At 63.1% G+C, this 21,640-nt stretch carries 25 protein-coding genes and 1 pseudogene; 17 read left to right on the top strand and 9 right to left on the bottom strand.

Going from position 1 to position 21,640, the window contains the following annotated elements; translation table 11 throughout:
- From FJW05_RS21400 to FJW05_RS21365, 8 genes are all read left to right on the top strand, one after another.
- The coding region (locus tag FJW05_RS21400; RefSeq protein ID WP_246673580.1) for a type II toxin-antitoxin system ParD family antitoxin at positions 1-244 on the top strand (244 nt) is incomplete at its 5' end.
- Positions 241-537, top strand: a complete 297-nt coding sequence (locus FJW05_RS21395; RefSeq protein ID WP_140635479.1) for a type II toxin-antitoxin system RelE/ParE family toxin — start codon at positions 241-243, stop codon at positions 535-537. The genes FJW05_RS21400 and FJW05_RS21395, both read left to right, overlap by 4 nt.
- Before the next feature lie 97 nt (positions 538-634).
- The gene (lgt, locus tag FJW05_RS21390; protein ID WP_140635477.1) at positions 635-1,489 is read left to right on the top strand and encodes a prolipoprotein diacylglyceryl transferase; all 855 of its coding nucleotides are present in this window, start codon (positions 635-637) and stop codon (positions 1,487-1,489) included.
- Positions 1,486-2,553 carry a class I SAM-dependent methyltransferase gene (locus tag FJW05_RS21385; RefSeq protein ID WP_140635475.1) on the top strand — a complete coding sequence of 356 codons (1,068 nt, stop codon included), beginning with the start codon at positions 1,486-1,488 and terminating at the stop codon, positions 2,551-2,553. Before lgt ends, FJW05_RS21385 begins: the two co-directional genes overlap by 4 nt.
- Before the next feature lie 88 nt (positions 2,554-2,641).
- The gene (gene pgeF, locus FJW05_RS21380) at positions 2,642-3,430 is read left to right on the top strand and encodes a peptidoglycan editing factor PgeF (protein ID WP_140635473.1); all 789 of its coding nucleotides are present in this window, start codon (positions 2,642-2,644) and stop codon (positions 3,428-3,430) included.
- The gene (locus FJW05_RS21375) at positions 3,430-4,581 is read left to right on the top strand and encodes a Xaa-Pro peptidase family protein (RefSeq protein WP_140543236.1); all 1,152 of its coding nucleotides are present in this window, start codon (positions 3,430-3,432) and stop codon (positions 4,579-4,581) included. Before pgeF ends, FJW05_RS21375 begins: the two co-directional genes overlap by 1 nt.
- 56 nt (positions 4,582-4,637) lie before the next feature.
- Positions 4,638-5,264, top strand: coding sequence for a hypothetical protein (locus FJW05_RS21370; protein WP_140635471.1), 627 nt, complete (start codon positions 4,638-4,640; stop codon positions 5,262-5,264).
- Positions 5,265-5,453: 189 nt separating this feature from the next.
- Positions 5,454-6,389, top strand: a complete 936-nt coding sequence (locus FJW05_RS21365; RefSeq protein ID WP_095766529.1) for a ribose-phosphate pyrophosphokinase — start codon at positions 5,454-5,456, stop codon at positions 6,387-6,389.
- A gap of 74 nt (positions 6,390-6,463) precedes the next feature.
- Here the strand turns inward: FJW05_RS21365 and FJW05_RS21360 are convergent, their stop codons facing one another.
- The 3 genes from FJW05_RS21360 to FJW05_RS21350 all read right to left on the bottom strand — a co-directional run bounded on the left by FJW05_RS21360 (position 6,464) and on the right by FJW05_RS21350 (position 8,960).
- Positions 6,464-7,270, bottom strand: coding sequence for a hypothetical protein (locus FJW05_RS21360; protein ID WP_140635469.1), 807 nt, complete (start codon positions 7,268-7,270; stop codon positions 6,464-6,466).
- A gap of 126 nt (positions 7,271-7,396) precedes the next feature.
- The gene (locus FJW05_RS21355; RefSeq protein ID WP_140635467.1) at positions 7,397-7,966 is read right to left on the bottom strand and encodes a dihydrofolate reductase family protein; all 570 of its coding nucleotides are present in this window, start codon (positions 7,964-7,966) and stop codon (positions 7,397-7,399) included.
- A gap of 124 nt (positions 7,967-8,090) precedes the next feature.
- Positions 8,091-8,960: a helix-turn-helix transcriptional regulator gene (locus FJW05_RS21350; protein ID WP_140635465.1), complete on the bottom strand. Its 870-nt coding sequence runs from the start codon at positions 8,958-8,960 to the stop codon at positions 8,091-8,093.
- Between the two features lie 163 nt (positions 8,961-9,123).
- Between FJW05_RS21350 and FJW05_RS21345 the strand changes: the two genes are divergently transcribed.
- Positions 9,124-10,350, top strand: coding sequence for an MFS transporter (locus tag FJW05_RS21345; protein ID WP_181165030.1), 1,227 nt, complete (start codon positions 9,124-9,126; stop codon positions 10,348-10,350).
- Between the two features lie 152 nt (positions 10,351-10,502).
- Here the strand turns inward: FJW05_RS21345 and FJW05_RS21340 are convergent, their stop codons facing one another.
- Both FJW05_RS21340 and FJW05_RS21335 read right to left on the bottom strand, forming a co-directional pair.
- A complete protein-coding gene (locus FJW05_RS21340) occupies positions 10,503-11,810 on the bottom strand; it encodes a glycosyltransferase (protein ID WP_140635463.1) in 1,308 nt (435 codons plus the stop codon).
- A gap of 191 nt (positions 11,811-12,001) precedes the next feature.
- On the bottom strand, positions 12,002-12,859 hold the full coding sequence (locus FJW05_RS21335) for an alpha/beta hydrolase (protein ID WP_140635461.1): 858 nt from the start codon (positions 12,857-12,859) through the stop codon (positions 12,002-12,004).
- A gap of 144 nt (positions 12,860-13,003) precedes the next feature.
- Here FJW05_RS21335 and FJW05_RS21330 point away from each other — a divergent pair, with 144 nt between their 5' ends.
- Complete coding sequence (locus FJW05_RS21330) at positions 13,004-13,447, top strand: MarR family transcriptional regulator (protein WP_140635460.1); 444 nt, start codon at positions 13,004-13,006, stop codon at positions 13,445-13,447.
- A 61-nt stretch (positions 13,448-13,508) separates the two neighbouring features.
- On the opposite strand, the pseudogene FJW05_RS21325 reads toward FJW05_RS21330, so the two are convergent.
- Together FJW05_RS21325 and FJW05_RS21320 are read right to left on the bottom strand one after the other, a co-directional pair.
- A pseudogene (locus FJW05_RS21325) lies at positions 13,509-13,787 on the bottom strand (ATP-binding cassette domain-containing protein); the annotation flags it as partial.
- Positions 13,788-13,888: 101 nt separating this feature from the next.
- Positions 13,889-14,536 carry a TetR/AcrR family transcriptional regulator gene (locus FJW05_RS21320; RefSeq protein ID WP_140635458.1) on the bottom strand — a complete coding sequence of 216 codons (648 nt, stop codon included), beginning with the start codon at positions 14,534-14,536 and terminating at the stop codon, positions 13,889-13,891.
- Between the two features lie 39 nt (positions 14,537-14,575).
- Between FJW05_RS21320 and FJW05_RS21315 the strand changes: the two genes are divergently transcribed.
- Positions 14,576-15,070 (top strand): cupin domain-containing protein, encoded by a 495-nt coding sequence (locus FJW05_RS21315; protein WP_210239107.1) that lies wholly within the window; start codon positions 14,576-14,578, stop codon positions 15,068-15,070.
- Between the two features lie 23 nt (positions 15,071-15,093).
- On the opposite strand, the gene FJW05_RS21310 is transcribed toward FJW05_RS21315, so the two are convergent.
- A complete protein-coding gene (locus tag FJW05_RS21310) occupies positions 15,094-15,729 on the bottom strand; it encodes a glutathione S-transferase family protein (protein WP_140635456.1) in 636 nt (211 codons plus the stop codon).
- 347 nt (positions 15,730-16,076) lie between these two features.
- Here FJW05_RS21310 and FJW05_RS21305 point away from each other — a divergent pair, with 347 nt between their 5' ends.
- The 6 genes from FJW05_RS21305 to FJW05_RS21280 all read left to right on the top strand — a co-directional run bounded on the left by FJW05_RS21305 (position 16,077) and on the right by FJW05_RS21280 (position 20,897).
- Positions 16,077-16,718: a 50S ribosomal protein L25/general stress protein Ctc gene (locus FJW05_RS21305; RefSeq protein WP_095766518.1), complete on the top strand. Its 642-nt coding sequence runs from the start codon at positions 16,077-16,079 to the stop codon at positions 16,716-16,718.
- A gap of 111 nt (positions 16,719-16,829) precedes the next feature.
- A complete protein-coding gene (pth, locus tag FJW05_RS21300) occupies positions 16,830-17,552 on the top strand; it encodes an aminoacyl-tRNA hydrolase (protein ID WP_140543247.1) in 723 nt (240 codons plus the stop codon).
- A 198-nt stretch (positions 17,553-17,750) separates the two neighbouring features.
- Positions 17,751-18,854 carry a redox-regulated ATPase YchF gene (gene ychF, locus FJW05_RS21295; RefSeq protein ID WP_140635454.1) on the top strand — a complete coding sequence of 368 codons (1,104 nt, stop codon included), beginning with the start codon at positions 17,751-17,753 and terminating at the stop codon, positions 18,852-18,854.
- 18 nt (positions 18,855-18,872) lie between these two features.
- Positions 18,873-19,847: a magnesium/cobalt transporter CorA gene (corA, locus tag FJW05_RS21290; protein WP_140543249.1), complete on the top strand. Its 975-nt coding sequence runs from the start codon at positions 18,873-18,875 to the stop codon at positions 19,845-19,847.
- Between the two features lie 112 nt (positions 19,848-19,959).
- Positions 19,960-20,430: a MaoC family dehydratase gene (locus tag FJW05_RS21285; RefSeq protein ID WP_140635452.1), complete on the top strand. Its 471-nt coding sequence runs from the start codon at positions 19,960-19,962 to the stop codon at positions 20,428-20,430.
- Positions 20,427-20,897 carry a MaoC family dehydratase gene (locus tag FJW05_RS21280; RefSeq protein ID WP_140635451.1) on the top strand — a complete coding sequence of 157 codons (471 nt, stop codon included), beginning with the start codon at positions 20,427-20,429 and terminating at the stop codon, positions 20,895-20,897. Before FJW05_RS21285 ends, FJW05_RS21280 begins: the two co-directional genes overlap by 4 nt.
- A gap of 159 nt (positions 20,898-21,056) precedes the next feature.
- On the opposite strand, the gene FJW05_RS21275 is transcribed toward FJW05_RS21280, so the two are convergent.
- A complete protein-coding gene (locus FJW05_RS21275) occupies positions 21,057-21,602 on the bottom strand; it encodes an adenine phosphoribosyltransferase (protein WP_140635449.1) in 546 nt (181 codons plus the stop codon).
- Positions 21,603-21,640 lie beyond the last annotated feature (38 nt).

Genomic DNA, 21,640 nt, shown 5'->3' with positions numbered 1-21,640 from the left:
TCTCGGTGACCGCCTGGAAGACGTCGTGAACCGGCTCGTCAAAACCGGTCGCTACAATTCGAAAAGCGAGGTGTTGCGCGAGGGTGTCCGCCTCGTTGAAGAAAGGGAGAAACGACTCGCCACGCTCGATGCAGCCCTCGCGCGAGGCATCGCTGACGCAGACGCAGGACGCGTGAAACCTGGCGCGGACGTGTTCGATCGCCTGGAGAGCAAATATAAGGCGATGGCCGAGAAGCGTAGGTGAAACTGCTGGTATTTACCGACCAGGCCGAGGGTGACCTTGAGGCTATCGGCGATCACATCGCCAGCGACAACCCATTCCGGGCGATGACCTTCGTTCGCGAATTGCGCAATGCCTGCATTGAGTTATGCACAATGCCGGAACGTTGTCAGCTGGTCCCACGCTATCAGTCCTCCGGTATCCGCCGTCGGGTGTACGGCAATTACCTGATTTTCTTCCGCATCCATATGGATGCCGTCGAAGTGCTGCATATCCTTCACGGCGCGACGGACTATGAGCGGATCCTTGTTCCCTGAGACGTGACGGTCGGCTGCGACATTGACGTTGCCTTGACCCCGCCAAAACCCTGCCGCATGGTCCGCGCCCAATCGTGACCGTCATCGGGGACCCGTTTTGAGCGAATATTTCCTGTTGCCGCTGGCCTCCCTGCCTTTCCCCAACATCGATCCGGTCATCGTCCATATCGGGCCGCTGGCAGTGCATTGGTACGGCGTCGGCTATATCGTCGGCATCCTCTTTGCCTGGTGGTACGCCAAGCGCCTGGTCACCAACCCGCGCCTGTGGCCCGACGGCAATCTGCCGATGAAGCCCGAGGACCTCGACGACTTCATCGTCTGGGCGGCGATCGGCGTCGTGCTTGGCGGGCGCACCGGCTACGTGCTCTTCTACGACCTGCCGCGCTACATCGCGCATCCGCTCGACATCTTAGCGGTCTGGCAGGGCGGCATGTCCTTCCATGGTGGCCTGCTTGGCGTCATCCTCGCCATGACGCTGTTTTCGCTCAAGCGCCGCATTCCCACCTGGACAATGTTCGATGTGGTGTCGGCCGGCGTGCCGGTCGGGCTGGGCCTGGTCCGTGTCGCCAACTTCATCAATTCGGAGCTTTGGGGCCGGCCGTCGGACGTGCCCTGGGCGATCGAATTCCCCAATGGCGGCCCGTTCACTCGCCACCCCAGCCAGCTCTACGAGGCGCTGCTCGAAGGGCTCGTGCTGTTCCTGGTGCTGCGCTTCCTCACCCATTCGCGCCTGAAGCTGAAGACGCCGCGCTTCGTCGGCGGCGCCTTCATCTGCGGCTACGGCCTGTCGCGCATCTTCGTCGAGTTCTTCCGCGAGCCCGACCAGCAGCTCGGCTACCTGCTCGGCACCGGCTGGCTGACCATGGGCATGATCCTGTCTACGCCGATGGTGCTCGCCGGCATCTGGGCCATGGTCACCGCAAGGCTGGCGGCCGAGCCGCGGGCGGCATGACCCGGCTGAAGGAGCGCATCATAGGCCTGATCGGCGCGGCGGGGCCGATCCCGGTCAGCGAATACATAGCGCTCTGCCTGTTCGATCCCGACGAGGGCTATTACACGACGCACGAGCCCTTCGGCGCCGCTGGCGACTTCATCACCGCGCCCGAGATCAGCCAGATGTTCGGCGAGCTTGTCGCCGTCTGGCTCTACCAGGCCTGGCAAGGTGCCGGCCGGCCGTTGCCCGCGACCTTCGCCGAAATCGGGCCCGGCCGCGGAACCTTGATGAAGGACATGCTGCGCACCTGGTCGCGGCTCGACCCGGCGCTCGTGGCCGGCGCCTCCTTTGCCATGATCGAGACCAGCCCGCGGCTGGCTGAGATCCAGAAGCAGACGCTTGCCGGCGAGAGCGCGCCGCTTGCCTGGCACCAGACCATCGACACGCTGCCGGGGCAGCCGCTCTTTATCGTCGGCAATGAGCTGTTCGACGCGGTGCCGATCCGGCAGTTCGTCCTTGTCGGCGAAAGCTGGCGCGAGCGCGTGGTCGGCCTCGATGGCGCCGATGAACTGCGCTTCTTCGCCGGCGCGGGGTCTGTCGATCCGGCACTGCTGCCGGCCGCCGCGGCCGATGCGCCGCAAGGCGCCGTCGTCGAAGTGGCGCCTGCCCGTTCGGCGCTGATGGCGGTGATCGCCGAACGCATCGCCGGTCGGGGCGGCGCCGGCCTCTTCATCGACTACGGCCACCTCCGGCCCGGGATCGGCGACACCTTCCAGGCGCTGCGCCGGCATCGGCGCGAAGACGTGCTGGCCAATCCAGGTGAAGCCGATCTCACCGCCCATGTCGATTTCACGCCCCTTGCCGATATGGCGCGCGCTCACGGTCTCGATGTGCAATTGTCGACCCAGGGCGAATTCCTGCTCGGCATGGGGCTGCTCGAACGTGCCGGCACGCTCGGCGCCGATGCCGATGCCAAGACACGTCAAGCCATTTCGGACGCGGTCGAACGCCTGGCCGGCCGCGACGCGATGGGCGAGCTGTTCAAGGTGATGAAGATCCTGCCGGCCGCGAGAACAGGCTGAGGTCGACGGGTGGGTCATGCCGCATGGTCCCGTCGTCGTCCGAACTTCGCCTTGACGAGACGGCCCCACACGGACGACAAACCCAACCATGCTGAATCAGACCAGACCCGATCCAGTGCGCTCGCCGCTGCTTGAAAAGGCGCAAGGCATGCGCCACGGCTATTTCACGCGCATCGGCGGCGTCTCCGACGGCATCTATCGGGGGCTCAACATTGGTACCGGTTCCAGCGACGACCAAACGCTGGTCGCCGAGAACCGGCGGCGCGTTGCCGCCTGGATGGGCGTGCCGGCGGATCATCTGTTGACGGCGCACCAGATCCATTCGTCGGATGTCGTCGTCGCCAGGCAACCCTTCGCCGGCCCTCGCCCGAAAGCCGACGCCATCGTCACCGACCGTCCGGGCATCGCCATCGGCGCCTCGACCGCCGATTGCGGGCCGGTGCTGTTCGCCGACGCCGAGGCGCGCGTCATCGGTGCCGCCCATGCGGGCTGGAAGGGTGCCTTCACCGGCGTGCTGGAAAATACCGTCGCCGCGATGGAGAGCCTCGGCGCCAGCCGCGAGCGCATCGTCGCCGTGCTCGGTCCTTCCATCGGCCCCGACAATTACGAGGTCGGGCCGGAATTCGTCGCCCGCTTCGTCGAGGCCGACGCCGGCAATCATCGCTATTTCAGGCCATCGAGGACCGCCGGCCACTCGATGTTCGATCTCAACCGATATACGGTCGACCGGCTGCGCAAGGCCGGCGTGACCGCCGAGGGGCTTGGCCGCTGCACCTATGCGGAAGAAGACCTGTTCTATTCCTACCGGCGCACCACACACCGCAAGGAAGCGGATTACGGGCGCCAGGTTTCGGCAATCGTTCTGGAGAAAGAATAATGGCGCTGCATTTCGAACGTTCGGAATTCGACGCGCGGCGCGACCGGCTGCTGATCGAGATGGCCGAGAAGAAGCTCGACGCCGTGCTCCTGTTCGCGCAGGAGAGCATGTATTGGCTGACCGGCTACGACACGTTCGGCTTCTGCTTCTTCCAGTGCCTGGTGGTGAAGGCCGACGGCTCGATGGTGCTGCTCACCCGTTCGGCCGATCTGAGGCAGGCGCGCCACACCTCGACCATCGACAACATCGTGCTGTGGACCGATCGTCAGGGGGCCAATCCGGCGATCGACCTGCGCAACCTGCTTAACGACCTCGATCTGCTCGGCGCCCGCATCGGCGTCGAATACGACACCCATGGCTTGACCGCCTACAATGGTCGCCGCCTGGACGAGCAGTTGCAGACCTTCGGCCAGATCGCCGATGCTTCCGGCATCGTCGGCCGGCTACGCCTGTTCAAGAGCCCGGCCGAGATCGCCAAGGCGGAAAAGGCCGCCAATCTTTCCGACGACGCGCTGGATGCCGCCCTGCCCCTGATCAAGCAAGGCGGCGACGAAGGGCTGATCCTTGCCGCCATGCAGGGCGCGGTCTTTGCCGGCGGCGGCGACTATCCCGCCAATGAGTATATCATTGGCTCCGGGGCCGATGCCTTGCTTTGCCGCTATAAGGCCGGCCGCCGCAAGCTCACCAAGAACGACCAGCTGACGCTCGAATGGGCCGGCGTCTTCCACCACTATCATGCCCCCATGATGCGCACCGTTTTGACCGGCAAGGCGTCGAAACGTCATCAGGAATTGTTCGACGCATCCCGCGCCGCCCTGCTCGCGGTCGAAAAGGCAATGACGCCGGGCAACACTTTCGGCGACGTCTTCGACGCGCATGCCCGCACGCTCGAAGCGCACAATCTGACCAAGCACCGGCTGAACGCCTGCGGCTATTCGGTCGGCGCGCGCTTCACGCCGTCCTGGATGGACATGCCGATGTTCTACCAGGGCAACATGGAACCGATCGCGCCCAACATGACGCTGTTCGCGCATATGATCATCATGGACTCCGAGACCGAGACCGCGATGACGCTTGGCCGCACCTACCTCACCACGGAATCGGCGCCGAAGCCGCTGTCGCGCCATGATCTCGACTTGATCGTGCAGTGAATCCATAATCGTTCGTTCACGCGGGGGCGTTCGCCAGCAGGGGAGTTTTCAGGCAAATGAGACGATCGCAGGTGACGACCGTGTCATTGCTTGCGGCGCTGGCGCTTGGCGCCTGCACCAATGCCAAGGACGTCCTGGAGCCTTCGGCGATCACCCCGCCGGCGGGCTCGGCCCAGTCTTCGACCTCTTCGCAGGGCACATCGACGACGGCCACAACGCCGACCACGACCGCGCCCGCTCCTTCGCCCGCGCCTTCCGCCACAGCGTCGCCCGCGACATCCAGGACACCGGCCCAGACCGCGGCTGTCGCCAAGACGCGGCTGCAGGTGGCGCCGATCGTCGGCGCGTCCGTGGAGGCTGCGGCGCCCTTGACGGCGGAACTGCAGGCCCGTGCCCGGCAACGCGGTCTGACGCTTGTCGGCAGCACCGACCAGACGGCCACGCATGTGCTGAAGGGCTATTTTTCGACGATGTCCGAGGGCAAGGACACGACCGTCATCTATGTCTGGGACATCTACGACCCCTCCGGCAATCGCCTGCACCGCATCAATGGCCAGCAGAAGGCGCCCGCGGCCGGCAGCGGCGAAGGCTGGCCCGCGGTAGCGCCCGCGACCATGCAGGCCATTGCCGACCAGACGATCGACCAGTTCGCCGCCTGGCTCGGCAGCGGCGGCGCCGGTTGACCGGACCGGCGCGGGCCGAACTGTTGCCGGCCAAACTGTTGCCGGCTTGCGATGTTTTCCGTGTTTGTTGCGGCCACCGGAAGGATTCCCGACGACGAGGCTTGCAATACCGGCCCGGCCCGCTAAAAGCCCGCTTAAAAGGCGCATGAGAGTCTCTCCGGCCTCTCCATCCTTCACCAGGAACGGTGCATGAAGCTTTTCGCGGGCAATTCCAATCGGGTGCTGGCCGAGGCGGTCGCTCGCTATCTCAACGTCCCGCTGGGCAAGGCCAGCGTCAGGCGCTTCGCTGACCAGGAGATCTTCGTCGAGATCCAGGAAAACGTGCGCGGCGAGGATGTTTTCATCCTGCAGTCGACCTCTTATCCGACCAACGACCATCTGATGGAACTGCTCATCATGATGGATGCCTTCATGCGCTCCTCGGCGCGGCGCATCACGGCGGTCATCCCCTATTTCGGCTATGCAAGGCAGGACCGCCGCGCCTCGGGCCGCACGCCGATCTCGGCCAAGCTGGTCGCCAACATGATCACCCGCGCCGGCGCCGACCGCGTGCTGACGCTTGATCTCCATGCCGGCCAGATCCAGGGTTTCTTCGACATCCCGACCGACAATCTGTTCTCGGTGCCGGTGATGGCCCGCGATGTGAAGGCCAAGTACAAGCAGCTCGGCAATGTCGTCGTCGTGTCGCCCGACATTGGCGGCGTGGTGCGGGCGCGCGCGCTGGCCAAGCGCTTCGACGCGCAACTCGCCATCGTCGACAAGCGCCGCGAGCGTCCCGGCGAATCGGAAGTCATGAACATCATCGGCGCCGTCGCCGGCAAGGACTGCCTCCTGATCGACGACATCGTCGATTCCGGCGGCACGCTTTGCAACGCGGCCGACGCGCTGCTGGCCAATGGCGCGACCTCCGTCACCGCCTACATCACCCATGGCGTGCTCTCCGGCGGCGCCGTTGCCCGTATCGCCGGCTCGAAGCTGCAGGAACTGGTGATCACCGATTCCATTCAGCCGACGCAGGGCGTGCTCGACGCCCCGAACATCCGTGTCATTTCGATCGCCGACCTGTTGGGCGAAGCGATCTCGCGCACCGCGACCGAGGAATCGGTATCGAGCCTTTTCGATTAGGCGAAGGCGGCCCGAGCGGACGTCGACCGAAGGCTCCTGCGCTTATCAAGGCGATCAGCAGGCTCGCCAACCAGCTAGCTCTTTCCATCTGTGTCTCGTTGACGTTGACGCAGCCGCTTGACGTATGTCGAATCAACAAGCTTCTCTGGAGAAAGGCCCAAAGCGCAATTCGCCAGCGAAGCGTAGGTGCCATCGGTTAGCTTTAGGTTGTTCGGTATCGCGCCGTGGTTCTGACGACTATTCTCTTGGATCGCGGCGAAAAATGCTTTGAAGAAATCAGAGAGCGAAGGGCGAGAGGCTTTAGTTCCGGCTTCTGTCAGGGGATCGGTAGCTAGGGCGCTCGCATTCTCCGCATCAACTGCCAGCTCTCGTGCAAAATCCCCAAGAGTTGGCCAGTATTTCAGGTCGAATCGGCCGCTTAAATTAGCAAACTCTGCGCGCACCCAAGATTGAAAGAGGTGATTTTCCCTTGCCGCAGCCTCTATCACGCCACACACATCGTAATGCGTATCGGTATAAAATTGAGAGTGATTGTGAAGCGTGCTTCTCTCATCAAGGAGGTTGGCCAAATCTGTGGCCTTGATTGCAATTTCTCGGTTTATTGCCTCAAGTCGCCCCTTCTTTTTCCGTGTTGCAACTAGTTTTTCTGGGCTCCAAAAAGCAGCCGCACTCAAAAGCGCGCCAAAGAACGAATCTAGTGCATGAGATCGATTGTGCAGTTTATCATATAACTCATCGTAGGCATCGATCAGTTCCTCCCGCCGCGAAAGAAGACGCCCCGCAACCGCATTTTCACTGGGCAAAATTTGGCGCTCTGTATTATATTTCAATCCTGCGCGAAGGATTTCCTCACATATTTCGACCGGCTTTGTAGCACGCATCGCGTTCCTCATGATTGGCTGAATATCAATTGAGGATACCTTGCACCGATAGCCGTCGCGGCACCTCAGCGAAAAATTGTTTCTGTTTTTGAGGTACCCAATGCAGAACCGTCGAGCCTGTTTCGACTAGTTGTGGCCAATCGCCGCGGGCGCATAGCGCAGCAGCGTGACCCCTTGCGCGAGGCGCTCCGTACCGAGCGGCCTCAACGCCAGCGACAGGCCGGACCGGAAATAGGGCTTGCCGCCGCCTAGCACGACCGGATGCATGTAAAGCCGGTATTCGTCGATCAGGCCGGCACGCGCAAGGTGCCCGGCAAGGTCGGCGCCGGAGACCGAGATCTCGCCATCTGTATCCGCCTTGAGGGTCCTTGCCACCGCCTCCGCATCGGCCTTCACCAGGCGGGCATTCGGCCCGACCTCCTGAAGCGTGGTCGAAAACACGACCTTCGGCGTCTCCCGCCACGCGCGGGCAAAATCCCGCTCGACGTCCTCAGCCGCGATATCGCGTTCCGGGCTGTCCCAGAAACGCATGGTTTCATACATCCTGCGCCCGCACAGCGCGATCGACGTCCGCCTCATCTCGTCGTTGAAATGCCGATGCAAGTCTTCCTCGGGAACCGGCAGGTCGGTGTCTCCGCTCGGCCCGGCTATGTAGCCGTCCAGCGACGTCAGCATGGCATAGACGATCGTCGCCACCAGCGTTCCTCCGATTTTGTCTCCTTACAAAGGGAAACATAACCAATTGCAATTTGCAACCAGTATTCGGCAAACGGCACCAGACTGAGAACCGACGCATCAACTCAATGCTGACGACGCTGTTTCACGCGGCGATCGGACCGCCCGTGCGGCGCGGGTTTTCACCGGCATCGCGCGCCCCGCGCATATAGCCGCGCGGCGACGCGCCGAGCATGCGCTTGAACATGGTGATGAAGGCCGGCACGCTGTCATAGCCGAGATCGAGCGCCACCCTGGTGATCGGCTCGCCGTCGGCGAGCCTTGGCAACGCCGCGAAAAGGCAGGCCTGCTGGCGCCAGGTCGACAGCGACAGCCCGGTCTGGCGATGGAAGGCGCGGGTGAACGAGCGCCGGCTCATGCCCGCGGCATCCGACCATTCGTCGATCGTCGCATGCGGCGAAGGGGCCGCCACGAAGCGCCGGCAAAGCGCCGCGAGCTTCGGATCGGACGGGAAAGGCAAGCCGAGCGGCCGTTCCGGCAGGTTCGGGATCTCGTGCAGCAGCAGTCCCATGACGAGCGCCGCCCGCCCTTCGAGCTCGCCGCCCTGCGGCAGCTTCTCCGATTCGACGATCAGGCTGTGCATCAGCTCGGTGATGCCGACGACGCGCAAGCTGTCCGGCAGGCCGGCAATGGCGCCCGGCATCACATAGACCGAGCGCATCGAGACGTCGCCCAACATCTCGACGGAATGCTCGATGCCGGCCGGTATCCACATCGCATGGTCGGGCGGCACCATCCAGCGCCCGCGCCTGGTCGTCACCAGGACCACGCCGACCAGCGCGTGCAGCAGTTGGCTGCGGCTGTGGCGGTGCTGCGGCACGTGATAGCCGTCCGGATATTCGGTCGGCAGCGCGACCGCCGGCCCGACGGCCTGTTCCAGCCATTGCCAGCGGCTTTCATGCAGCCGGCCGAGCTCGGCGGCGTCGCCCTTGAATATCTCCTTGCCATGCGGCATCGATGTGGCCCACTTGCGAAACTATTGGACCAAACCACGAAAGAAGTCGCTTGGCAACGGGCCTATAAGGCCGGCTGCGGTTCGCCGCCTAGAGCATGATCCCGAAAAGTGGGAACCGGTTTTCGGACAAGATCATGCTCCAACAAGACTACGGAGCATTGCCTTGACTGATACGACCGCCACCTCCGTCGCCGCACCGGCGCCGGCAAGCAACATCTCGGCGCAAGCGACGGCCTTCACCGTCATTCTTGCGGTGAGCTTCTGCCACTGCGTCAACGACATCATGCAGTCGCTGCTTTCGGCGATCTATCCGCTGCTCAAGGACAATTACGGTCTCGATTTCTGGCAGATCGGCCTTTTGACCTTCACCTTCCAGGTGACGGCCTCGCTGCTGCAGCCGGTGATCGGCATGATCACCGACAAGAAGCCGATGCCCTACTCCTTGCCTTGGGGCATGGCCTCGTCGCTGGTCGGCCTGGTTGTCCTCGCCCATGCCGGCCATTACTGGCTGCTGCTGATCGGCGCCTCTCTGATCGGCATCGGCTCGGCGATCTTCCATCCGGAATCCTCGCGTATCGCCCGTTTCGCCTCGGGCGGCCGGTTCGGCCTGGCGCAATCGCTGTTCCAGGTGGGCGGCAATTTCGGCCAGGCAATGGGCCCGTTGCTCGCCGCCTTCATCGTCGTGCCGTTCGGCCAGACCAGCATTTCCTGGTTCGCCGTCGGCTCGCTGATCGGCATCGTCGTTTTGTGGCGGGTCGGCGGCTGGTACAGCCGGCTGCGCGCCTCGCTGGCCACCCGCAAGCAGGCTGCCCATGTCTCGCCCTTCGCGCGCAAGAAGGTCATGTGGGCGCTGGCCGTGCTGACGTTGCTGGTGCTGACCAAGAACGCCTATATCGCCTCGCTCTCCAGCTACTACACCTTCTACGCCATGCATAAATTCGGCGTTTCGGTGCAGATGAGCCAGGTGATGCTGTTCCTCTTCCTCGGCGCCTCGGCGCTGGGCATCCTGCTCGGTGGCCCCTTCGGCGACCGCTACGGCCAGAAGGCGATGATCTGGTTCTCGATCGTCGGCGTGCTGCCCTTCACGCTGGCGCTGCCCTACGCCAATCTGGAATGGACGATGGTGCTCACCGTGCTGATCGGCCTGATCCTGTCGTCGGCCTTCTCCAACATCGTCGTCTTCGCGCAGGAGCTGGTCCCGGGCCGCGTCGGCATGATCGCCGGCATCTTCTTCGGCTTCGCCTTCGGCATGGGCGGCATCGCCGCCGCTGTGCTCGGCGTCGTCGCCGACATGAAGGGCATCGACTTCGTCTACCAGATCTGCTCGTACCTGCCCTTGCTTGGCCTGCTGACTGTCTTCCTGCCCAACATGAAGCAAGCGAAGGCCTGAGCCGATCGGGTCAGCGGCCAACCTGCCGATCAACAAAAGATCGCCGCCGGGTTCGGAACCCTGAAGGTTCCGGAGCCGGCGGCGGCATCCCATGGCGCGACGCTTGCTTTGCCCAACAAGCAGCTTCTTCCCTCGTCGCCCTCGCGACGAGATCAGCTCCTTCGCCTCAAACCCAGGCGTTGCAAAAGGGCGTGAAGAAAGCGACCCCGGCCATCGGCCGGGTTCGCCGCCGGCTGGCGTTGCCGCCTCGGCAGCGCTGCGAACAGCTCGGGAAGCTTTCGGAGCGTCGAACTCCAAAGCAGCGTGTCGAGCTGTGCGATGTCCGCCGAATTCAGCGCTTCAGGTTCGCTTCTGAGCGCCTGGGCAAGCACATCCCGGAAGTCTTCCGGCCTGTCCGCCAGCCGGACATTCCGCCAATGCTTGAATTGCTCGTAGCCGCGCAACGCGAAGGTTGTCGCCACGACCGGCTTGCGGTTGTACAGCGCTTCCGCGGTCTTGATGTTCGTGCCGCCGCCTTCGACGATCGGAAGCATCACGACGTCGGCAAGCTCGATCAGCGCGCTAAGGGTCGCGCCGTCCTGCGTGCCAAGCAACTCGACCCGGGCATTGTCCGCGCCACGGTGCCGCAGGAATCCGGGACCGTTGCGGATCTGATCGGCAACGCCGCCGACCACCACAATCCGCTCCGAGGCTGAGAGGAAACCAAGGTCCGGACCCGTCATCTGGAGAAAACCGCGGGCGTTGGGCGGATGGCCCGATCCGACGAACAGTGCCGTGCGCAGGCCGGCGAACCGCGATGCCCAGCGATCGAGGCCGACGGGCGTTTCCCGCGGCCATACGCCGTTGGCGGCGACCACCACGCTTGGATTGAGCGTGCGAAAATAGGCTGCATCCTGCTCGCTGACCGCGACCACCAGGTCCGCATTTGCGGCAAGATCGGACTCGATGTCCGCCGCGCGTCGAGCGCTCCAGAGGTCGGTTCCCGCGCCCGCTATCGCGGCCTCTTGCGCCAGCAATTGCTGTTCGACGTTGTGCGAGCTGTAGACGATTGAAAAACGCGCCTCGGGCGAGCACGTTTCAACATACTCTCGCAAAGCCGGCCAGAGCCAGCATTGCTCCACCGCGATGACATCCGGCCTGAAATCGTCGAGAAACCTCGCGATTTCAAGACGATGGGACCTGCTCCGCGCGACGAATTCGGCGGTGGCAACATCGGAACGCCATTTGCGCCTGGCCATCTGCTTGCGAAACCGGCGCGGCATCTCGATGAAAAGATCGCCGGCCTCCATTTCCCGCCTGGCGCCGCGGTTGGGAGTAACGAGGACATGGCGTGTTTCCCACCCACAATCCCGCAGGACCTTGTGGATGGCGTTCGCCCGCAGTTGGCCGCCCTGGACCGGCTGCCGGATCGGATACGTTCCCAGCGAAACATATCTCATCGGATCGGCGTGATGCTGCAACCGCCGGCATCAAGCAGCGATCCTACGACGGCGCTCATTTTCTTGCCCCCTTCTCCAGAGGCGACAGTACCATTTTTCGATGCCAAGTCTGGAGATGATATCGGCGGCCGGGTGCTGGCTTCTCGTCGAAAGGAACGTCATCCTTGCAGCACCCGCCCGAGGCGGGTGCTTTCGCGTTTTGGCAGGCAGCCTCAGGCCTTGAAGAAGGCCAGCAGGTCGGCGTTGATGACATCCGCATGGGTCGTTGCCATGCCGTGCGGGAAACCCTTGTAGACCTTGAGCTCGCCCTTCTTGAGCAGCTTGATCGAGATGAGCGCGGAGTCGGCGATCGGGACGATCTGGTCGTCGTCGCCATGCATGACCAGCACCGGCACGTCGATTTTCTTCAGGTCCTCGGTGAAGTCTGTCTCGGAGAAGGCCTTGATGCAGTCGTAATGCGCCTTGGCGCCGCCCATCATGCCCTGGCGCCACCAATTGTCGATGACACCTTCGGAAGCCTGGGCGCCGGGACGGTTGAAGCCGTAGAACGGGCCGGCCGGCACGTCGTGGAAGAACTGGGCCCGGTTGGCCGCCAGCGCCGCGCGGAAACCGTCGAACACCTCGATCGGCAGGCCGCCGGGATTGGCCGGCGTCTTCAACATGATCGGCGGCACCGCACCGATCAGCACGGCCTTGGCGACACGGCCTCCGCCGCCATATTGCGCGACATAGCGCGCGACCTCGCCGCCGCCTGTCGAATGACCGACGTGGATGGCATCCTTGAGGTTGAGATGCTCCGCGAGCGCAGCCACATCCGCGGCATAGGTGTCCATCTCGTTGCCGGTATCGGTCTGGCTAGACCTGCCATGGCCGCGCCGGTCATGGGCGATGACGCGGTAGTCCTGTGCCAGGAAGAACAGCATCTGGGCGTCCCAGTCGTCGCTGCTCAGCGGCCAGCCATGGTGGAAGACGACCGGCTGGCCAGTCCCCCAGTCCTTGTAGAAGATCTGCGTTCCGTCCTTCGTGGTGATCGTGCCGCTGCCCGAACCCGACTTGGTCTGCGAGGTCATCTCAATCTCCTTATATTAGCGCGATAAACAATATCGCGATAACTATCTCGTAATGGAGATCGGGAGCCTTGTCCACGAAAATATGTATCGCGATACCATTTCCCGTGGTACATAAAGGATGCTCAGTCGGCAAAGGAATGCGCCGTGCCTCTCCCGTTGGACAATCAGCTCTGCTTTACCCTCTACGCCACCAGCATGGCGATCAACCGCACCTACAAGCCAATGCTGGACGAGATGGGGATCACCTATCCGCAATATCTCGTGCTTAATGCGCTGGGAGAGACGGACGGCATGTCGGTGGGCAGCATCGCGCATCGGCTGGCCCTCGAATCGAGCACCATCACGCCGCTGGTGAAACGCATGGAACAGGCTGGCCTTGTCACCCGCCAGCGCAGCCAGAACGACGAGCGCCAGGTGCAGGTCGATCTCACCGCCGCCGGACGTACGCTGCTCGTCCGGTGCAATTGCCTGAACGAGACCCTGATCGAGCGCTCAGGCATGAAGCTGGCTGAACTCGATGCCCTGAACCGGCAAATCCAATCGCTGCGCAATGCTTTAAGCCGCGGCCCGACGGTGGACACCGCCTAAGGCTAATTGAGATTCAAGGTCGGGCCGGCATCACCTGAATATCACCTTAGTGTCGCGCCGCGCCGCCTTTCTCCCTGGGCAGTATCAGCACCCTGTCGGCAAGATAGATCGCCTCTTCAAGGTCATGGGTCACCATAACCATGATGACATTCTCCTCGCTCCAGATGCGCGCCAGCTCCTCCTGCATGGAGATCTTGGTCATGGCGTCGAGCGCCCCGAGCGGCTCGTCGAGCAGCAGGATTTCTGGCTGCACCGTCAGTGCCCTGGCGATGCCGACGCGCTGCGCCATGCCGCCGGAGAGCTGCCTGGGATATGCATCGCTGAATTCGGCAAGGCCCATGCGGGCGGCGGCTGACGGCGAGGCTCGACTGCCGACAAGCGGATCGCAACGGGAACTGTCCTTGGATGGCGCCGGCACGTTCGGCCAATGCTGGGAAACCCTCAGGGAGCCACCGCCAACTCGATCAGGCCGGCGGCAAGTTCCGCGGCCTCGCTGTCGCCCAGGGGACTGAGCGCGCGCCAGATATGGAAACTGATGGCAGCTTGCACGGCGGCATCCACGCGCATTCGCCGCTCACTATCGGGCCGTGCCGCCTCCATCAGGACCCGGCGAACGGCATCAAGGTACTGGCCCAGACCTTTCTCTATGATTTGCTTGAGAGCTGGTCGCAATTCTGCGTCACGCATCACGTTGGCGGTCATCGGTTCCGTCTCGCGATACCAGCCGTAAAGATCCGACAGAACCCGACGGATTCGCCTGGACGGACTTTCGATCGAGAGCCAGGCAGCCGGATCCGGCACTGGATGAAGCTCCCGCCAGTGGGATGAGCATGCGGCAAGCAGCGACTGCTCGTCGGGAAAGTGGTCGTAGACTGTCACTCGCTGCACGCCGGCGCGGCTGGCGATTTCACTGATTTGCGTCGCTGCCGGCCCGACAGTGCGGTGGAGTTCGATGGTCGCATCCAAAATCGATTGCCGCGTCTCCGCTGCCCGCTTCGCACGCTTCTTCTGCTCATATTTTCGCGTGGTCACAAATTTCGCCTTACATCGCGTTAGATGAAACTTGACAGCTCCCATGTAGTCATACATTATCAGCTTACAATGTGTAAGCCGAAATGGAAACGCGTCATGGAAACCGCCCGCAACGTGCTAGGTCCCGACGAGGGCCAACTCGTATATCTCTTTGCTCTTAGCGCCCGCTACATGATCGACGGCAATACGACCAACCGGGCATTCAGCCTCATCGAACATCGATTGCCTGCACGTGCGCTCGGCGCTCCATTGCACACCCACCGCAACGAAGACGAATATTCCTACATCCTCCAAGGGAGCATCGGATTGCAGCTTGGTGAGCAGATCCTGGTGGCCGGACCGGGAGACCTGGTTATGAAGCCGCGTGGCGTGCCGCATGCGTTCTGGAACGCCGGTGACGACGAGGCGCGTCTGCTCGAGCTGATATCCCCGGCCGGATTTGAAGGTTATTTTCGCGAATTGGCGCCGCTGCTGGCTGCCCAGCCCGTGGACGAGGCCGCAATCGGTGAGATCGTCGCCCGCTATGAACTCGATATCGACTTCTCCAGCATTCCGGCACTGGCCGAGCGGCACGGCTTGCGTCTGGGATAAGCCATCGCCGCGACGCATACCATTCAGTCGACCGGCGGCAGCTGCGGCGCTTCCAGCCCCTGGAACGGGTCGCGCCAGGCATCGATCGCCTCGAGCCGGCCATACCAGCGGCGAATAGAGGGGTAGTCGCCGAGCGGCAATCGGGCGGCATCGTTGAAAGGCAGGAATGTCGCCATGCGGAAATCGGCATAGGAGACGGAATTGCCGACCAGCCAATCGCGTCCGGCAAGCTCGGGCTCGAGGATCGCGGCGGCTGTGTGGAACTGTCTCAATCCCTCCTCGACCAGCGCTTGATCGATCGGACCGAGCCCATAGCGCTGCTTGGTCCCACGCTCGAAATGCACCATGTCGCAAGCGAAAGCGAACCGTCCCTTGCCCCAGCTGATCCAGCGGATCATGTCCGGCTCGTCCTCCCCGCTGCGCCAGAAATCCGAATGCGTCTCGCGCGAAAGCCGGCAGGCGATGGCGTCGGCCTCCCAAAGGCTCCATCCCGGCCCGATCAGGATCGGCAAGGTCAGAGTGGGGTTGAGCGCACGATAGCGTTCGGCCTGCCCCGGCGCCATGGGCGATGCGAACTCGAACGCGATCTCCGCCTTCAGATGGCGCGCCGTCGCGACCGCGAGGCGAGGATTGGGATTGCGGCTGAACAGAAGTCTCATATCGGTCCCCATGGGCCTGGCCACATGCCGCAGGACGGCTGAGAACTGCGCGTTCCTACATTTGCCGCAAATCGGATTTCCGGTTTATCCTTTCGGCACCGGAAAACCGCCTGCAAGCCTTCCGGCCCAACCGCTTGCACCCTTGGCCGCCTTCCGCTATAGAGCCGCCACCCGCGTAGACACCCTTGGAGGCAACGCGGAGGAAGGCCGGCCAGGCCTGCATGATCCCCAAGACGCTTTTGGATCGCCAAACGCATCGACAGATCGTGCAAGGCCGCGACGGCTTTCGACGTTTACGGACGGGTTTGCCGGCCGCGAACGCTCCACAACACGCGAAAGGAAATGCCATGAGCCACGATGCTTATGAGCTGAAAGCCGAAGCGCGCGAACAGGTCGGTAAGGGGTCCGCCCGTGCAGTTCGTCGCGACGGTAAAGTGCCTGCAGTTATCTACGGCGACAAGCAGCCTCCCCTGGCGATTGCGCTCAACTATAAGGACATCTTCTACAAGATCCATGGCGGCGGGTTCCTGACCACGATCGCCACGATCGATGTCGACGGCAAGAAGATCCAGGTCCTGCCGAAGGATTTCCAGCTCGACCCGGTCAAGGATTTTCCTGTCCATGTCGACTTCCTGCGCATCGGCAAGGACACCGAAGTCAATGTCGACGTGCCTGTCCACTTCATCAATGAGGACAAGTCGCCAGGCATCAAGCGCGGCGGCGTGCTCAACATCGTTCGTCACGAAGTCGAGTTCCACTGCCCGGCCAACGCGATCCCGGAGTTCATCACCGTCGATCTCACCGGCACCGACATCGGTGATTCGATCCACATCTCGGCGGTCAAGCTGCCGGCCGGCGTCAAGCCGGTCATCTCCGATCGCGATTTCACCATCGCGACCGTTGCCGGCTCGTCGGCGATGAAGCCGGAGACGGAAGCGACCACGGAAGCTGTGGAAGAGACGGCGGCCCCGGAGGCCGAAGAGAAGTAATTCTCCGAGCCGGATGATTTCATCCGGCTCTAAACCAAAGAAATAGAGCATGATGTTTTCCGAAAGCCGCGTCACACTTTTCGGCATCGTGCTCTAAGTCTGGAGGCGGCGATGCTTGTCTTTGCAGGCCTCGGCAATCCGGGCGCGAAATACGAAAACAACCGGCACAATGTCGGCTTCATGGCGGCGGACGCGATTGCCCGCCGCCATTCCTTTTCGCCCTGGTCGAGAAAATTCCAGGGCCTGGTCTCAGAAGGCACGCTCGGCGGCGAAAAAATCCTGCTGATCAAGCCGCAGACCTTCATGAACCTCTCCGGACAGTCGGTCGGCGAAGCGCTCCGCTTCTACAAGCTCGAACCATCCGCCCTCACCGTCTTCTACGACGAGATCGACCTTGCCGCCGGCAAGCTCCGGGTCAAGGTGGGCGGCGGCTCCGGCGGCCATAACGGCATCCGCTCGCTCGACCAGCATATCGGGAACGCCTATCGCCGGGTGCGCATCGGCGTCGGCCATCCCGGCGTCAAGGAGATGGTGCACGGCCATGTGCTTGGCGATTTCGCCAAGGCCGACCGCGAGTGGCTCGATGTCCTGCTGGACGCAATCGCCGACGCTGCCGGCTTGCTCGCCAAGGGCGACGACAGCTCGTTCATGAACCGCGTCACGCTCACCTTGCGCGACAAGCTTGTGCCGACTGGCGACGACGACCGCCCGCCGCCCAAGGCGCCGAAGCAGCAAAGCCATGTCCGCCAGGCGCGGCCGCAGCAGCCGGCGGCAAAGCTTCCGGAAAGCGGCCCGATGGCTGCCATGCTGAAGAAGCTCTTTGGCAAGGACTAAAGCATGTCTCCCGAAAGTGGGAACCGGTTTCGGGGTAAAGACATGCGCAAAATCAAAAGCCTAAAGCGCAGGGAGCGAATCTAAAAGATCGCGACGCGCTTTAGGCCCTGTCACGATAAAGGCGTGGGGCTTGACGTTCGTCACCCCTATCGCCCATAGCCCTCACCAAAATCGAATTTCCGACAGGATTGGACGAACATGGGTTTCAAATGTGGCATCGTTGGCTTGCCCAACGTCGGCAAGTCGACGCTGTTCAACGCGCTGACCAGGACGGCCGCCGCGCAGGCCGCCAACTATCCTTTCTGCACCATCGAGCCGAACACCGGCGAGGTGGCGGTGCCCGATCCGCGCCTGCAGAAGATCGCGGCGATCGGCAAGTCGAAGGAGATCATCCCGACCCGCATCTCCTTCGTCGATATCGCCGGCCTGGTGCGCGGCGCCTCCAAGGGCGAAGGGCTGGGCAACCAGTTCCTCGCCAACATCCGCGAGGTTGACGCCATCGTGCATGTGCTGCGCTGCTTCGAGGATGACGACATCACCCATGTCGAAGGCCGCATCGACCCTGTCGCCGACGCCGAGACGGTCGAGACCGAGCTGATGCTCGCCGACCTCGAAAGCCTCGAGCGCCGCAACGCCCAGATCCGCAAGCGCGCCGCCGGCAAGGACAAGGAAGCCATGGCCGTCCTGCCCATGATGGAGGCCGCGCTCGAGCTGCTGCAGGCCGGCAAGCCGACGCGCTTCCTGCTCAACGGCATCGCGGCGGAGGACCTGCGCATCCTGCAGGGGCTGAACCTGCTCACCTCGCATCCCGTTCTCTATGTCTGCAACGTCGCCGAGGCGGACGCCGCCACCGGCAATGGGCACACCAGGGCGGTGGAGAAGATGGCGGCCGCGCAGGGCGCCGGCACGGTGGTGATCTCGGCGGCGATCGAGGCGGAAGTCGCCCAGCTTTCCGACGAGGAGGAAATGGAGTTCCTTGCCTCGATCGGCCTTGACGAGCCGGGCCTCAACAAGGTGATCCGCGCCGGCTACGAGCTCCTGCATCTGATCACCTATTTCACCGTCGGGCCGAAGGAGACGCGCGCCTGGACGATCCACAAGGGCGACAAGGCGCCGCAGGCGGCCGGCGTCATCCACACCGATTTCGAGCGCGGCTTCATCCGCGCCCAGACGATCGCCTACAACGACTTCGTCACGCTGGGCGGCGAGGCGGCCGCCAAGGAAGCCGGCAAGGCGCGCGACGAAGGCAAGGAATACGTCGTCCAGGACGGCGACATCATGCTGTTCAAGTTCAACACCTGATCTCCAGGAGACCCGGCGATGATAAAAACCTTCGTCGTGGACAATGATCGCCTGCGCCTCACGGAGGACCTTGCGGCGGACGGCGACAGGGTCGTCTGGGCCGATCTTTTCAACCCGACCAAGGAGGAAGAGGCGCGCATCGAGAGCTGGCTGGGCATTGCCATCCCGACCCGCGAGGAGATGGAAGAGATCGAGATTTCGAGCCGGCTCTATATCGAGGACGGCGGCTACTTCATGACCGCCGTGCTGCCGGCGCAGACCGAGGCCGACGATCCCTTGATGTCGCCGGTGACCTTCGCGCTCGCCGGCAAGAGGCTGATCACCATCCGCTATCACGAGCCCAAGGCCTTCAAGACCTTCCCGCAGCGCGCCGAGAAGGTGGCGACCGGCTGCACCAGCGGCGACACCATCCTGATCGGCCTCCTCGAGGCGATCGTCGATCGCCTGGCCGACATCCTCGAGCGCGCCGGCCGCGAGGTCGAAACGATCTCGCGCGACATTTTCGAAGCGCGCTCGACCAAGGCCTCGAAGCGCAACCGCGATTTCCAGGAGCTCCTGAAAGGTATCGGCCGCAAGGAGGACATCGCTTCCTCGGTCCGCGACAGCCTGATCTCGTTGCAGCGCCTGGCCGGCTTTCTCGCCCATGTCGCTGACCAGACCAAGATGAGCAAGGATGTGCGCGCCCGCATCAAGACGCTGTCGCGCGACGTGCTCTCGCTTGCCGACCATGCCACCTTCCTGTCGCAGAAGATCTCCTTCCTGCTCGATGCCACGCTCGGCATGATCTCGATCGAGCAGAACGCCATCATCAAGATCTTCTCGGTCGCCGCCGTCATCTTTCTGCCGCCGACGCTGGTCGCCTCGATCTACGGCATGAACTTCGACATCATCCCCGAGCTCAAATGGGAGTTCGGCTACCCCTTCGCCATCGCCCTGATGGTGGTCTCGGCGATACTGCCCTTCTGGTATTTCCGCCGCCGCGGCTGGCTCTGACGGACTTGGCCGGCGGCGGCTGGCTTACCAGAAATCACTTGACCAAATCGACTTGGGCCGGCATCCGGGTTTTCCGATCCTCGGGATCGCGTTCGTCAACCGGATTGCCGACATGACCGGAAAAACCTGGGCTTACGAGGATTTCGCCGAAGGCGCCTCGCTCGACCTCGGCAGCAAGGACGTAAGCGCCGCCGAGATCATCGAATTCGCCTCGGAGTTCGATCCGCAGCCGATGCATCTCGACGAGGAAGCCGGCAAGGCGAGCATCCTCGGCGGGCTTTCGGCTTCGGGCTGGCATACCTGCGCGATGTTCATGCGAATGCTGTGCGATGCCTTCCTGCTCGATTCGACCTCGCAGGGCTCGCCCGGCATCGAGCATGTGAAATGGAAGAAGCCGGTGCTGGCCGGCGACAGGCTTACCGGCACGCTCACCATACTTTCCAAGCGCCAGTCGAAATCGAGGCCGCAGCTCGGCTTGGTCACCATGCGCAGCGAGCTCGTCAATCAGCGCGGCGAAAGCGTCTTCGAACTCGAAAACACCGGCATGTTCCTAGCGCGTGATACCACAAGGGACCTGTCATGACCCTGGACGAGTATTTCCTGATCGGCGAGACCGTCACGCTCGGCTCGCATAAATTCGAAGCCGACGAGATCAAGGCGTTCGCCAACAAATACGATCCGCAGGTCTTCCACGTCGATGAAGAGGCTGCGAGGAAGAGCGTGCTTGGCGGGCTCTGCGCCTCAGGCTGGCACACTGCCGCCACCTGGATGAAATACAACCTCGAGAAGCGCATGGAGACCGAAGGCGTGCGCTGGACCGGCCCCGGCCCGCAGCCCGAATTCGGCCCCTCGCCCGGCTTCCGAAATTTGAAGTGGCTGAAGCCGGTCTACGCCGGCGAGACCGTGACTTTCACGCGCACCGCGCAGACGCACCGCCCGCTCGCCGGACGCCCAGGCTGGAACCTGCTGACGCTGCGTTCGGAAGGTTTCGATTCGACCGGCGACAAGGTGATCGAGTTCGACAGCGCCGTTTTGGTGAAGGTGGGATAGCGCCTCTCCTTCTCCACCCTTGTGGGAGAAGGTGTCGCCGAAGGCGACGGATGAGGGGTGCTCCAGGGAAAGCCAGCGCCTCACTCCGCTGGAACACCCCTCATCCGTCTCGGCGCTGCGCGCCGATCCACCTTCTCCCACAAGGGGAGAAGGGGAAGATCAATTCCCCTCGAACCCGATCAGCGTCCTCACCGGCACGCCTAGCGCTTCGAGCTTCTGGCGGCCGCCGAGGTCCGGCAGGTCGATGACGAAGCATGCCGCGACGATGTCGGCGCCGATCTGCCTGAGCAGCTTCACCGCCGCTTCCGCCGTGCCGCCGGTGGCGATCAGGTCGTCGACCACGATCACCTTCTCGCCCGGCGAGACGCCGTCCTTGTGCATCTCCATCTCGTCCAGGCCGTATTCGAGGCTGTAGGCGACGCGCACCGTCTCGTAGGGCAGCTTGCCCTTCTTGCGGATCGGCACGAAGCCGGCCGAAAGCTGGTGCGCCACGGCGCCGCCGAGGATGAAGCCCCGCGCCTCGATGCCGGCGATCTTGTCGATCTTCAATCCGGCATAGGGATGGACCAGCTCGTCAATGGCGCGGCGGAAGGCGCGCGCGTCGCCAAGCAGCGTGGTGATGTCGCGAAACAGGATGCCGGGCCTGGGGTAATCCGGAATGGTGCGGATGGCCGCAAGCAGCGTGTCTTCGAGGGAGGATTTCATGGGCGGTTGATCCGTTGCCGCACAGTTTTGCCGGCAAG

This window comes from Mesorhizobium sp. B2-9-1 (genome assembly GCF_006439455.1).
GTDB lineage: Bacteria > Pseudomonadota > Alphaproteobacteria > Rhizobiales > Rhizobiaceae > Mesorhizobium.
The sequence above is the reverse complement of the archived record's forward strand: the minus strand, read 5'-3'. Positions and strand labels throughout refer to the sequence as shown.